Below are 13,313 nucleotides of genomic sequence, written 5' to 3'. Positions count from 1 at the left end.
CCGGGTTACTGACCTTAGCCAAACTCCGAATGCCGGTAAGTGAGAGCGCGGCAGTGAGACTGTGGGGGATAAGCTCCATGGTCGAGAGGGAAACAGCCCAGAGCATCGACTAAGGCCCCTAAGCGTACGCTAAGTGGAAAAGGATGTGGAGTCGCAGAGACAACCAGGAGGTTGGCTTAGAAGCAGCCATCCTTGAAAGAGTGCGTAATAGCTCACTGGTCAAGTGATTCCGCGCCGACAATGTAGCGGGGCTCAAGCGTACCGCCGAAGTCGTGTCATTCATACACATAGGGCTAACGCCTGTATGGATGGGTAGGGGAGCGTCGTGTGCCGGGTGAAGCAGCCGCGGAAGCGAGTTGTGGACGGTTCACGAGTGAGAATGCAGGCATGAGTAGCGATACACACGTGAGAAACGTGTGCGCCGATTGACTAAGGGTTCCTGGGTCAAGCTGATCTGCCCAGGGTAAGTCGGGACCTAAGGCGAGGCCGACAGGCGTAGTCGATGGACAACCGGTTGATATTCCGGTACCCGCTTTGAAACGCCCAATACTGAGCCCATTGATGCTAAGGCCGTGAAGCCGTCCTGGAGCCTTCGGGCAAAGGGAAGTGGTGGAGCCGCTGAACCAAGGTGGTAGTAGGTAAGCGATGGGGTGACGCAGGAAGGTAGTCCAGCCCGGGCGGTGGTTGTCCCGGGGTAAGGGTGTAGCCCGTTGTGTAGGTAAATCCGCACAACTTTGAGGGTGAGACCTGATGCCGAGCCGATTGTGGTGAAGTGGATGATCCTATGCTGTCGAGAAAAGCCTCTAGCGAGTTTCATGGCGGCCCGTACCCTAAACCGACTCAGGTGGTCAGGTAGAGAATACCGAGGCGTTCGGGTGAACTATGGTTAAGGAACTCGGCAAAATGCCCCCGTAACTTCGGGAGAAGGGGGGCCATTCCTGGTGATGAGTCTTGCACTCTGAGCTGGGGGTGGCCGCAGAGACCAGCGAGAAGCGACTGTTTACTAAAAACACAGGTCCGTGCGAAGCCGTAAGGCGATGTATACGGACTGACGCCTGCCCGGTGCTGGAACGTTAAGGGGACCGGTTAGTGATCTTTCGGGGTTGCGAAGCTGAGAACTTAAGCGCCAGTAAACGGCGGTGGTAACTATAACCATCCTAAGGTAGCGAAATTCCTTGTCGGGTAAGTTCCGACCTGCACGAATGGCGTAACGACTTCTCGACTGTCTCAACCATAGGCCCGGTGAAATTGCACTACGAGTAAAGATGCTCGTTTCGCGCAGAAGGACGGAAAGACCCCGGGACCTTTACTACAGTTTGATATTGGTGTTCGGTTCGGCTTGTGTAGGATAGGTGGGAGACTTTGAAGCGGCCACGCCAGTGGTTGTGGAGTCGTCGTTGAAATACCACTCTGGTCGTGCTGGATGTCTAACCTCGGTCCGTGATCCGGATCAGGGACAGTGTCTGATGGGTAGTTTAACTGGGGCGGTTGCCTCCTAAAGAGTAACGGAGGCGCCCAAAGGTTCCCTCAGCCTGGTTGGCAATCAGGTGTTGAGTGTAAGTGCACAAGGGAGCTTGACTGTGAGACCGACGGGTCGAGCAGGGACGAAAGTCGGGACTAGTGATCCGGCAGTGGCTTGTGGAAGCGCTGTCGCTCAACGGATAAAAGGTACCCCGGGGATAACAGGCTGATCTTCCCCAAGAGTCCATATCGACGGGATGGTTTGGCACCTCGATGTCGGCTCGTCGCATCCTGGGGCTGGAGTCGGTCCCAAGGGTTGGGCTGTTCGCCCATTAAAGCGGTACGCGAGCTGGGTTTAGAACGTCGTGAGACAGTTCGGTCCCTATCCTCTGCGCGCGTAGGAATATTGAGAAGGGCTGTCCCTAGTACGAGAGGACCGGGACGGACGAACCTCTGGTGTGCCAGTTGTCCTGCCAAGGGCATGGCTGGTTGGCTACGTTCGGAAAGGATAACCGCTGAAAGCATCTAAGCGGGAAGCCTGCTTCGAGATGAGTATTCCCACCCCCTTTGAGGGGTTAAGGCTCCCAGTAGACGACTGGGTTGATAGGCCAGATGTGGAAGCCCGGTAACGGGTGGAGCTGACTGGTACTAATAGGCCGAGGGCTTGTCCTCAGTTGCTCGCGTCCACTGTGTTAGTTCTGAAATAACGAACGACCGTGAAGTCACCCGGTTTCGTTAATTTCATAGTGTTTCGGTGGTCATTGCGTTAGGGAAACGCCCGGTTACATTCCGAACCCGGAAGCTAAGCCTTTCAGCGCCGATGGTACTGCAGGGGGGACCCTGTGGGAGAGTAGGACGCCGCCGAACAATTTTTAGCCTCAGCCCTGGACCGTTATGGTCCGGGGCTGAGGCATTTTTGCGTTTATGGTCAGGGTATGCGCTACGACCTGGTCATCTTCGACAACGACGGCGTCCTTGTGGACAGTGAGCCGATCTCCAACACCATCCTCGCGGGGTACCTGACCGAGCTGGGGCACCCCACGTCGTACGACGAGTCCGTCCGCGACTACATGGGTGCCGCCGTGCACCGGGTGCACGACACCATCCTGGAGCGGAGCGGACAGCGGCTCCCCGACGACTTCGACGAGGTCCTGCACGCCCGGATCTTCGCCGCCTACCAGACCGAACTGGGGCCGATCGCCGGAGTCGCCGATGTCCTCGGCGAACTGGTCGCCGACGGTGTCCCCTACTGCGTCGCCTCCTCGGGCACCCACGAGCGGATCCGGGTGGGCCAGCGGGCCACCGGCCTCGACGAGTGGTTCGAGGACGAGTGGATCTTCAGCTCGCAGGACGTCGGCCGGGGCAAGCCGGCACCGGACCTGTTCCTCCACGCCGCCCAGCAGATGGGGGTGGCCGCCGAGCGGTGCGTCGTCATCGAGGACAGCCCCCTCGGGGTGGCGGCCGCCCATGCCGCCGGGATGGATGTGTACGGGTTTACGGCGATGACTCCCGCCGAGCGTCTCGCCGGGGCGAACGGTTTCTTCTCGAATATGTCGCAGCTGCCCCAACTCCTTGCCTGATCTATCTACCCACGGGTAGGTGAGGGGCCTACTGTGCCGCCATGACGACAGATGTTCGCCTGCGGCACGGCCGGGCCTCTCTGGGGCTCAGCTTCTTCGCACAGGGCGCCGCGTTCGCCCTCCTGGTGACGCGGATCCCTGCCATCCAGGACCGTTACGGGATATCCGACGGCCTGCTTCCCGTCTTCCTGGCCGCCGTTCCGGTCCTCGCCGGCGTCAGCAGCGTCGGCACCGAGCAGCTCGTGAAGCGGGTGCCGCCATCGGCCGTGCTGCGCTGGGCGCAGCCCGTGGTGCTGCTGGCCCTTCTCGGTGCCGCGGCCGGCACCGAGATCTGGCAGGCGGCCGTCTCGCTGGGGGTGTTCGGGCTCGGCGTGGGGGCGCTGGACGCCTCCATGAACATGCTGGGGGTGAGCCTCCAGCGGGCGTACGGGCGCAGCATCATGCTGGGGTTCCACGCCGCGTACAGCCTCGGCGGGATCGCCGGTGCCTCGCTCGCCTGGGTCGGGGCGCACTGGCATCTGTCGCTGCTCACCTCGTACTGGCCGGTGGCCGTGGTGCTGCTGCCCGTCTGCCTGGTGGGGAGCCGCTGGTACGCGGACGCACGGGAGGCTGGTGGTGCGGCCGGGACGGGAGAGGCTGCCGAGGCGGTCGGTGGGGCTGGTGGTGCTGGTAGTCCCGGTGGTGCTGGTGGTTCCGTCGTCTTCAAGATGCTGCTGCCGCTCTGCCTGGTGATGGCCTTCACCTATATCGGCGACTCGACCGTCTCCAACTGGAGCGCCAAGTACCTGCAGGACGTACTGGGGAGCTCCGAGCAGCTCTCCACCGTCCCGTACAACGTCTATACGGTGACCACGCTGCTCGGCCGGGCGGTCGGGGACTTCGGGGTGCGGCGCTTCGGTGCGGTGGCCGTGGTGCGGTTCGGGTCCGTCGTCGCGGCTCTCGGGTTCGGTGTGGTCGCCGCCGCGACCGGTCCCTGGGTGGGGCTGCTGGGGTTCATGGTGCTGGGCTTCGGGCTCTGTGTGATCGTGCCGCAGACCTTCGCGGCCGCCGGGCGGATGTTCCCGCACGCGTCCGACGCGGCCATCGCCCGGCTCAACATCTTCAACTACGTGGGGTTCCTGGTCGGCTCGCCGCTGGTGGGTGCGATCGGAGACGCGTGGAACTACCGGGGCGCGATGCTCGTCCCGATGGTGCTCGTGCTGGCGAGCCTCGTGTACGCCCGCTCGTTCGGTGCCGACGACGCCCGATACGGTGTCCGGCATGAGCGGCCGCCGACTGTTGATGTGGGACGAAGCAGTAACGAGGTATGACTTCGGGCCCGGCCATCCGATGGATCCGGTGCGGCTCGCACTGACCATGGGACTGGTCCGGGCGTACGGACTGGACAGCGCGGTCGATGTCGCCGCCGCCAGACCGGCCGGGGAGTCGACCCTGCGCCTCGTGCACCGGGCGGACTATCTGGACGCGGTGCGGGCGGCGTCGGCGGATCCGGCGGTGGCGGACATCTCGTACGGTCTGGGGACCCCTGACGACCCGGCCTTCGCCGGGATGCACGAGGTCTCCGCGCTGATCGCCGGGCAGTCGGTCGGCGCGGCCGAGGCGGTGTGGCGCGGTGACACGGACCACGCGGTGAACTTCACGGGCGGGCTGCACCACGCGATGCCGGGTGCGGCCTCCGGGTTCTGCATCTACAACGACGCCGCCCTGGCCATCGCCCGGCTGCTCGAACTGGGGGCGGAGCGGGTCGCGTACGTCGATGTGGACGTGCATCACGGGGACGGGGTGCAGGAGGCGTTCCGGGACGATCCCCGGGTGCTGACCGTCTCGCTGCACGAGCACCCCCGGACGCTCTTTCCCGGTACGGGCTTCCCGACCGAGACGGGCGAGGGCGCGGGGGAGGGGTCGGCGGTGAACCTGCCACTGCCGGCCGGGACCGGGGACGCCGGGTGGCTGCGGGCGTTCCACGCGGTGGTGCCCGAACTGCTCGCGGACTTCCGGCCGCAGGTGCTGGTGTCGCAGCACGGCGCCGACACGCACTTCGAGGACCCGCTGGCCCATCTGGCGGTCTCGCTGGACGCGCAGCGCGCGGTGCAGGTCGCCTGTCACGAACTGGCGCACGAGTACGCGGACGGCGGGCGGTGGGTGGCGCTCGGCGGGGGCGGTTACGCGGTGGCTGACGTCGTACCGCGGTCGTGGACGCATCTGGTGGCGATCGCCGGGCACGCCGAGATCGATCCGGAGTCGGTGATCCCGCCGTCCTGGCGGGACGAGGTGTACGCGCGGACCCGGGGGGTGGGGCCCGCGCGGATGACGGACGGGCGGTGGCCGGTGGCCTGGCGGTCGTGGGACGAGGGGTACGACCCGGCGGACCGGCTGGACCAGGCGGTGCTCGCTACCCGGCGGGCGGCGTTTCCCTTGCGGGGGTTGCTGGCTTAGGGGGTGCGGTGGGGCTGTGCGGCGCGGTGCGGGGTGGCGGCGCGGTGTGGGGCTGTGCGGGTGGCAGGCCCCGGGCCCCGGGTGTCCTCAATCGCCGGACGGGCTGGAGCGGCGGTGGGGTTGAGGTACGGGGCGGGCTGAGGTGGTGGCCGTCAGCGCTCTGTGGGCTGAGGTGGTGGCCGTCAGCGCTGTGCGGGGTTGAAGCGTCGTTACGCCAACTGTGCCGGATATCACCGGTTCCCGCCCGCCCCCGCGGTCATTGCGGCACGATCGGCAGGGTGTTGACCACCGGCGCCCTCCGTGCGCATCTGTTGGCGGCCAGGCTGGCCGGGCCCGTGGCCACCCCGCGGGAGGTGAGTCTGCGCAGTTACCGGCTCTTCGCCGCGCGCGATCCGCGGGTGACTCTCGGCATACATTCCGAACGGGTCTGGGGCGAGCGCGAGTTGCTCGGTCTGATGGCCGAGCGGTGCGGGGTGTCCGGTGATCCGGGGCATGTCTCGGGGCCCGATGTCATCGACCCGGAGCGGACGCTGGCCGCGCTCGACGCGTTCGCCGGGCGGCTCGGCGAGGCTGTGGCGCGTGGCGCCAGTGTGCTGTTCGGGACCGGGCATCCGCATCGGCTGCTCGGTTTCTACGCCGCGCTGGCAGACGCCTTGTCGGCGGCCGGCTGTACTGTCCTCACCCCCGCGCAGGGCCGCAGTGTCGACATAACGACCCGGTTCGGCGTACGCACGCACCTTCTGGAGTACGTACGGGGAGTCGCGCTGATGCGCGAACCCGGCGTGCGGCTGCCGGGAAGTGAGCCCGGCGCACATACCCATTCCCCGCTGCCCGTGCGGGTCGCGCTCGAGGCCGCCGCGGGGGACTCGTACGGCCTTCCCGGGCTGGTCGTCGGTGACCACGGATGGGTCTGCGGGGCAGGTCAGCTGGGGGTTGAGGCCATCGGGCTCGCCGACACCGACGACCCCGCGCTGTTCGTCGGCGAGGCGGAGGGGCGGGTGTCCGTCGCCGTGCCGCTCGACGATGCCGTACGGCCGGACTACTACCGGCCGCTTACTCGCTATGTACTCAATCGGGCGCTTCTGTCCCAGTAGGGAAGGGGCTGTTACTCCTCTTCCCCACTCGTACCACCCGCACCTAGTCTGGTGAGTGAGCGCGCCACGACGAAGAGTCACCGGAAGGGGAAGCCGGTGCCCGTCGGGTGCGGAAGGTTCAGGTGGGTCATGGCTGCTGGGAGTGAGAGGCCTCTCAACGAGGTCAGGTTCCTGACCGTGGCGGAAGTCGCCTCGGTGATGCGAGTGTCCAAGATGACCGTGTACCGGCTGGTGCACAGCGGTCATCTGCCGGCGATCCGGGTGGGCAGGTCCTTCCGGGTCCCGGAGCAAGCAGTGCACGCATACCTTCGCGAGTCCTTTGTGGGGGTCCAGACCGCCTAGCGGAGTGCGGTCGAGTCCGGGGGTTCCCCTCGGATTACGTCCCTCACGCGGCGGCAGGTAGGCTAGGCCGACGTAGGTCGTGTGGGCCCAGACGCCCCGCACCGAGTGAAGAGAAGTGAGCGAGGGTAGTCGTGGGCTCTGTTATCAAGAAGCGGCGCAAGCGGATGGCTAAGAAGAAGCACCGCAAGCTGCTCAAGCGCACCCGCGTTCAGCGTCGCAACAAGAAGTAAGCGGCAGCTGTACGTGGTTCTGAGGCCCTCCCGCCAGCATGGTGGGAGGGCCTCTGCGCGTTCCTGCGGGTAGATTTCCGATGACTTCACGCAGCGCATCCCAGTACAGCGCGATATCGAGCCGCTACCGTGGCCCGTACGGGAGTCCGAATGGGAAGGCGCTGATCTTGGGCAAGGTCGTGCTCGTCACCGGAGTGGCCCGGCAGCTCGGAGGCCGGCTCGTGCGCCGCATACTGCGGGACGCCGAGGTGGACCGGGTGATCGCGGTGGACATCGTGGAGCCGGCACACGGACTGGGCGACGCCGTCTTCGTACGGGCCGACATCCGCCAGCCCGCCATCGCCCGGGTGCTCGCCGAGTACGACGTCGACACCGTCGTACACATGGATGTCACGGGCACCCCGCTGGGCACCGGTGGCCGGACGACGGTCAAGGAGACCAACGTCATCGGCACCATGCAGCTGCTCGGCGCCTGCCAGAAGTCGCCGACCGTGCAGCGTCTGGTGGTCAAGTCCAGTACCAATGTGTACGGGTCGGCGCCGCGCGACCCGGCCGTCTTCACCGAGACGACGCCCCCCAAGTCGCTGCCCAGCGGCGGCTTCGCGAAGGACGCGGTCGAGGTCGAGGGCTATGTACGGGGCTTCGCCCGGCGCAGGCCCGATGTGGCCGTCTGCGTCCTGCGCTTCGCGAACATCCTGGGGCCGAGCACGGATTACCCGCTCGCCGAGTACTTGTCGCTGCCGGTGCTGCCGACCGTGTTCGGTTACGACCCGCGGCTCCAGTTCGTCCATGAGGACGACGTCATCGACGTACTCCGCCTGGCGCTCGGCGAACCACCGCGCGGGACGCTCAACAGCGGCACCTTCAACATCGCGGGCGACGGTGTGCTGCTGCTCTCGCAGTGCTCGCGGCGGCTCGGCCGGCCGACGGTGCCGGTGCTGCTGCCCGCCGTGAACTGGGTCGGCTCCGCGCTGCGGACCGTCGGGATCACCGACTTCTCGCCGGAGCAGATCCGGCTGCTCACCCATGGCCGGGTCGTCAGCACGGCGCAGATGCGCGAGACCCTGGGCTTCGTACCGAGGTACTCGACGGCCGAGGCCTTCGAGGACTTCGCGCTCAGCCGGGGGGACGGCCTGCTGCCGCCCCGGGCGCTGGCGCGGGCGGTCGACCGGGTCGCTGCCTTCGCCGAATCCGTCGGACCTGCCGGACCCGCCGCCCGGCCCGTGATCCCCGCCCACTCCGTCAGCAAGGAGCGCATCTGACATGGCCGATGCCAAGGTCATCCCCTTCGGCGACGAGCCGAGAGCGAGGCGGAACAGGAGCGGCAAGACCGCCAAGCGGTCCGGGGCGCGCGGCAGGGCCGCCACGGGACCGCTCGCGCCCGTACCGGAGCAGCAGACCGGACCCGAGGCGTCCGGGCCGGCCGGTCCGGCCGGGGACGCGGAGCCGTCGGCGCACGCTCCCGCGCAGGACCCGGCGGATCGCGCGGAGACCACCGACTGGGACCGGCGGATCGCCGGCGGGCTGGCCTTTCTGCGGCGGCGGATCACCGGTGAGTACGACGTCGACGAGTTCGGGTACGACAAGGAGCTCACCGACCAGGTGCTGATGTCGGCGGTGCGGCCGCTGTACGAGAAGTACTTCCGCGTCGAGGTGAAGGGCATCGAGAACATCCCGTCGGACGGCGGGGCGCTCGTCGTCGCCAACCACTCCGGGACGCTGCCGCTCGACGGGCTGATGCTTCAGGTCGCTGTCCACGACCACCACCCGGCGGAGCGGCATCTGCGGCTGCTCGCCGCGGATCTGGTCTTCATGCTGCCGGTCGTCAACGAGCTGGCAAGGAAGGCCGGTCACACGCTTGCGTGCGCGGAGGACGCGGAGCGGCTGCTCCAGCGCGGCGAGGTCGTCGGGGTGATGCCCGAGGGGTTCAAGGGGATCGGGAAGCCGTTCGCCGACCGGTACAAGCTCCAGCGGTTCGGGCGGGGCGGCTTCGTGTCGACCGCGCTCAGGGCCGGGGTGCCGATCGTGCCGTGCTCGATCGTCGGGGCGGAGGAGATCTACCCGATGATCGGCAACGCGAAGACGGTGGCGCGGCTGCTGGGCTTCCCGTACTTCCCGGTCACGCCGACGTTCCCGTGGCTGGGGCCGCTGGGTCTGGTGCCGCTGCCGACGAAGTGGACCATCCAGTTCGGTGAGCCGATCCCGACGGACGGGTTCTCCGAGGAGGCCGCCGAGGACCCGATGCTGATGTTCAACCTGACGGATCAGGTGCGGGAGCAGATCCAGCACACGCTGTACAAGCTGCTGGTGCAGCGGAGGTCGGTCTTCTTCTGACGGCGGTCCGCAGACGGAAGGTGCCGGGCCCGTGACATACCGGGCCCGGCACCTTCCGTCTGCGGGTACTGCTGTTGCCTCTCGGCCCTACTGTGCGTCCTCGCCGTTGATGCCCAGGCCCGGGAGCAGGCCGGGGAGCAGCGGGGGGAGGGTGACGTCCGGTGCGGGCTTGGTGCCGTCGCCGGACTTGCCCGTGCCTTCGGACGAGGACGAACCGCTGCTGCTCTTCGGCGGGTCGAGGAGGCCGCCCGTGCTGCCGCCGATCAGGCCCTGGTCGGCCTTGCCGCTCTCGGAGCCGGAGGGCTCCGGCCGGGCGTTGCCGTGGCTGTGGCCGGATGCGGCCGAGCTGGGTCCGGAACGGTCGGTCCCGGGTGTGCCCGGCTTCGAGGTGCCCGGGTGTCCGGGCGTACGGGCGGCGGGGATGCCGGGGGTGCGCGGCAGCTGCGCCTGGAGCGGACCGACCTCCTGGTCTATGGCGTCGAAGACCGAGTTCACCTGATTTCCCACGTCGTGGAGCTGGACGGGCAGCCGGCCCCGGAGCTTGCTCCAGGCCTCCCGGTGCGAGCGGGAGAACGAGGAGAGCGTCTGGATCGGGCCGAGTGCCCCGTTCCTCGCGTACGCCTCGTGCAGCAGCCGGTGTCCTTCTCCGGCGTCGTGGTTCATGCCGTTCAGTGCGCGTCTCACTTCGCCCAGTTGCTCGTGGTCGAGCCGGCCCGCCCGGTCGCGCTCCAGGAGGCGGCGTGCCTCCTGGAGACGGGTGGAAGCCTGGTCGAGGTAGATCTGGCCGCGGGCGGCATCGTCGTTCGCCATTCCCAGCTTGAGATCTTCCATGCCGCGCTTCAGCCCGTACAGCGAATCACCGGGGAGGGCGTCGGAGCTGGCAGCCGCGACGCCGCTGAACGCTCCGGCCGCGACACCGACGGTGAGTCCGCCCGCAGCGAGGCCCTTCGACCAGCGGGAGCGGGGGCGCAATTTCCGGAGCGGGGACGCCCGGTGGGCGCCTCGGCCGGTCCGCTGTTCGGGCACCTGAGGGCCCTCGGACACACCTCCCTCCGCGAGCATCGTCTCCATGGCGGCGACGAGCTGGGCTCGCTGCACCACTTTGACCTCAGGATCCAGCTGTGGTTTCGGTAGCTCTTCGAGCCCGGTCACCAGGGCCAGCAACTGCCCTTGTGTGCTCGGGTCGGTGGGAGCTTCGGGCTGGTCGGCCGCCGAGCCCTGGAGTGTCTGCTCCTCCAGGGCCTGGGCGAAGGCGTTCGCCCGCCGGTGTGCCGAAACTTGTCCGATCACTGGCGGCACCTCCTCTCGTCATGACGATCGACTCCCCTCGGGGTCCGGAAGGTTGCCCACCTTGAGTGCTTCCACTCGATCGGGTGAGAACCTGCGGGCGTGGCTTGACCACAGGGAGCCTGCATCCCACTCAACGAGCCGCACAGCACTTGGGTTACGGACGAAGGATGATCGGACCGCAGCGTCATGAGGCCATGACTGACAGTGAGTTGTGCACTGACGGCGAGTTGCGATCAGCGTGCGTCATCGGGGAGGAGCCGGGCCAGCGTGCGGACGGCCCGGTACTGGAGCGTCTTGATGGCGCCCTCGTTCTTGCCCATGGCCCGTGCGGTCTCGGCCACGGAGAGCCCTTGCAGGAAGCGCAGTGTCACGCACTCCTGCTGCTGTGGATTGAGCTTCCGCACGGCTTCGAGCAGGGCGGCGTTGGAGAGGGACTCCAGGACGGAGTCCTCCGGACTGCGCTCGACCTCGTTGGCGTCGAGCATTTCGCCCGTGGTCACTTCGAGCCGGAAACGGCTCGACTTGAAGTGGTCCGCGACCAGGTTCCGGGCGATCGTGACCAGCCAGGCGCCGAAGTCGCGCCCCTGCCAGGTGAAGGTGGAGATACGGCGCAGAGCGCGCAGGAAGGTCTCACTGGTGAGATCCTCCGCCGTCGCCTTCCCGCCGACGCGGTAGTAGATGTAGCGGTAGACCGTGTCGCTGTACTGGTCGTAGAGCCGCCCGAAGGCGTCGGCCTCGCCGGCCTGAGCTCGTTCGACGAGGTCCATCATGCGTGCGCTGTCGCTGTCGGCCGCAGGCCGACGGGCGGTGGACGTGCCGGTGCCGCCACGGCTGCGTCTGCCGACCGCCGCACCCGCACCGCTCTCGGCGAGGGCGTAGCAGGGGCCGGCGGGCGCGGCTGTGGCAAATGCGGGGACGGCGTACGCGGTGGGGACAAAGCCGCGCAGCTGGTCAAGGACCGTTGTGCGCAGCGTAGCCAGGCCCGAGGCGTCAACCCCGACGTGTGGGTACACGGGACTCCCAGAGGCAGAGCTTCCATCACGTGCAGTGCTGGATGATTCACTCGACGTGATGGCGAGTGAGGTCCGGTATGCGTCTGAGGAGAATAACGCTTCGTACAGGCAGTGCTACACCCAGTTGCTCAAATCATCGATTACGTCGCTTCTGTTACGTCTACGCGTCGGATCAAGTAGCACTTCGTGACCGTTTATTGATCGGATTGCCTCACGATCCGCTTGATTGGGGGGTCACTTGTGCGCGAGTGGCCGCAACGGGACTGGCGGCGGGCGCAGGAGGGTAAGAAGTTCGATTCGCCCGTGTTCCTCGGAGTGGCGCGGCGGCGCGGAGCTGTTGACGTTCCGGTCAGCGGTGGCTGACGTACTGATGGCCGAGGTGCGAGCCGGTGGTCCGGTCGCGGGCCGGTGCCGTACCGCTCAGTGGCGGCGGCGGTGCAGGGCGACCGCGGCTGCGGTGCCGCCCGCGAGTGCGCCGACCCCGGCCGCGGCCGGGATGCCGACCTTGGCCGCCTTGCGGCCGGTCCGGTAGTCGCGCAGCCGCCACTCGCGCTCGCGGGCGTAACGGGCCAGCTTGGCGTCGGGGTTGATCGCGTACGGGTGGCCGACGAGCGAGAGCATCGGGATGTCGTTGTGCGAGTCGCTGTACGCGGCGCAGCGGGCCAGGTCGAGGTTCTCGGCGGCGGCGAGCGCCCGTACGGCCTCCGCCTTCGCCGGGCCGTGCAGCGGCTCGCCGACGAGGCGGCCGGTGTAGACGCCGTCCATCGACTCCGCCACGGTGCCGAGCGCTCCGGTCAGGCCGAGGCGCCGGGCGATGATCGTCGCGGTCTCCACGGGGGCGGCCGTGACCAGCCAGACCCGCTGGCCCGCGTCCAGGTGGGCCTGGGCGAGGGCGCGGGTGCCCGGCCAGATGCGGTCGGCCATGTACTCGTCGTAGATCTCCTCGCCGATGGACATCAGCTCGGACACGCGGTGGCCCTTGACGATGGACAGGGCGCTCTCCCGGGCGTCCTGCATATGGTCGGGGTCCTCGACGCCGGCCAGCCGGAACCAGGCCTGCTGCCAGGCGAACCTGGCCAGCTCGCGGCGCTGGAAGAACTTCCGCTTGTACAGGCCGCGGCCGAAGTGGAAGATCGCGGCGCCCTGCATCACGGTGTTGTCGAGATCGAAGAAGGCGGCGGCCAGACTGTCGCCCGCGACGGGGAACTCGGGCTCCGGGGTGGCCTCTTCGGCGGTTTCGCCGGGCGCGACGGCCCCGGCCGGTGCCGGCTCCTGCGAGGACTTCCGGGCTGCTTCGGCTGCGGCCTCGCCTGCCAGCACGCTGCGTGCTGTTGCCGAGCGCCTACGGGGGGTGAGCCATCCCAGTGCGGCCATGGTGCGAGCATAGCCAGTTCGGTGAAGCGTTCCTCACCTGACGGAATGCGGCGGAGTGAACTCTGGTGTGCGGATGTTCTCCGGTGCCCGCTTCCGGTGCCTGCCTCCGGTGCTCGCCTCCGGGCGGGCCGGTGGTGGGACGCGTCCGCGCGGGCGGCG

11 protein-coding genes and 2 rRNA genes (1 of these 13 running past the window's edge) are annotated in these 13,313 nt (G+C 67.7%); 10 read left to right on the top strand and 3 right to left on the bottom strand.

Going from position 1 to position 13,313, the window contains the following annotated elements; all coding sequences use genetic code 11:
- From OG210_RS11820 to OG210_RS11775, 10 genes are all read left to right on the top strand, one after another.
- Positions 1-2,133: ribosomal RNA gene (locus OG210_RS11820) — 23S ribosomal RNA — on the top strand (it extends 992 nt beyond the left edge of the window).
- A gap of 78 nt (positions 2,134-2,211) precedes the next feature.
- Positions 2,212-2,328, top strand: a 5S ribosomal RNA gene (gene rrf / locus OG210_RS11815).
- Between the two features lie 68 nt (positions 2,329-2,396).
- Entirely contained in the window at positions 2,397-3,041 is a 645-nt protein-coding gene (locus OG210_RS11810) for an HAD family hydrolase (RefSeq protein ID WP_328329796.1), read from the top strand.
- Positions 3,042-3,082: 41 nt separating this feature from the next.
- Positions 3,083-4,351 (top strand): MFS transporter, encoded by a 1,269-nt coding sequence (locus OG210_RS11805; protein WP_328329798.1) that lies wholly within the window; start codon positions 3,083-3,085, stop codon positions 4,349-4,351.
- Positions 4,302-5,477, top strand: coding sequence for an acetoin utilization protein AcuC (locus OG210_RS11800; RefSeq protein ID WP_328329800.1), 1,176 nt, complete (start codon positions 4,302-4,304; stop codon positions 5,475-5,477). Before OG210_RS11805 ends, OG210_RS11800 begins: the two co-directional genes overlap by 50 nt.
- 278 nt (positions 5,478-5,755) lie before the next feature.
- Positions 5,756-6,571 carry a phosphatase gene (locus OG210_RS11795; protein WP_328329802.1) on the top strand — a complete coding sequence of 272 codons (816 nt, stop codon included), beginning with the start codon at positions 5,756-5,758 and terminating at the stop codon, positions 6,569-6,571.
- Positions 6,572-6,700: 129 nt separating this feature from the next.
- Complete coding sequence (locus tag OG210_RS11790; protein ID WP_164266407.1) at positions 6,701-6,913, top strand: helix-turn-helix domain-containing protein; 213 nt, start codon at positions 6,701-6,703, stop codon at positions 6,911-6,913.
- A 131-nt stretch (positions 6,914-7,044) separates the two neighbouring features.
- Entirely contained in the window at positions 7,045-7,143 is a 99-nt protein-coding gene (locus tag OG210_RS11785) for a 30S ribosomal protein bS22 (RefSeq protein WP_003948845.1), read from the top strand.
- Between the two features lie 167 nt (positions 7,144-7,310).
- Positions 7,311-8,405, top strand: a complete 1,095-nt coding sequence (locus tag OG210_RS11780) for an NAD-dependent epimerase/dehydratase family protein (protein ID WP_328335560.1) — start codon at positions 7,311-7,313, stop codon at positions 8,403-8,405.
- A 1-nt stretch (position 8,406) separates the two neighbouring features.
- The gene (locus tag OG210_RS11775) at positions 8,407-9,477 is read left to right on the top strand and encodes a lysophospholipid acyltransferase family protein (RefSeq protein WP_328329804.1); all 1,071 of its coding nucleotides are present in this window, start codon (positions 8,407-8,409) and stop codon (positions 9,475-9,477) included.
- 87 nt (positions 9,478-9,564) lie between these two features.
- Here OG210_RS11775 and OG210_RS11770 read toward each other — a convergent pair whose 3' ends face one another.
- From OG210_RS11770 to OG210_RS11760, 3 genes are all read right to left on the bottom strand, one after another.
- On the bottom strand, positions 9,565-10,767 hold the full coding sequence (locus OG210_RS11770; protein WP_328329806.1) for a DUF5667 domain-containing protein: 1,203 nt from the start codon (positions 10,765-10,767) through the stop codon (positions 9,565-9,567).
- A 233-nt stretch (positions 10,768-11,000) separates the two neighbouring features.
- The gene (locus OG210_RS11765) at positions 11,001-11,780 is read right to left on the bottom strand and encodes an ECF subfamily RNA polymerase sigma factor, BldN family (protein ID WP_328329808.1); all 780 of its coding nucleotides are present in this window, start codon (positions 11,778-11,780) and stop codon (positions 11,001-11,003) included.
- 420 nt (positions 11,781-12,200) lie between these two features.
- Complete coding sequence (locus tag OG210_RS11760) at positions 12,201-13,154, bottom strand: HAD-IB family hydrolase (RefSeq protein WP_328329810.1); 954 nt, start codon at positions 13,152-13,154, stop codon at positions 12,201-12,203.
- Positions 13,155-13,313: the final 159 nt, after the last annotated feature.

Origin of the sequence: Streptomyces sp. NBC_00466, assembly GCF_041433995.1 — a bacterium.
Classification (GTDB): Bacteria; Actinomycetota; Actinomycetes; order Streptomycetales; family Streptomycetaceae; genus Streptomyces.
Note: the sequence above shows the minus strand (reverse complement) of the source record. Positions and strands in the feature narration are given on the sequence as shown.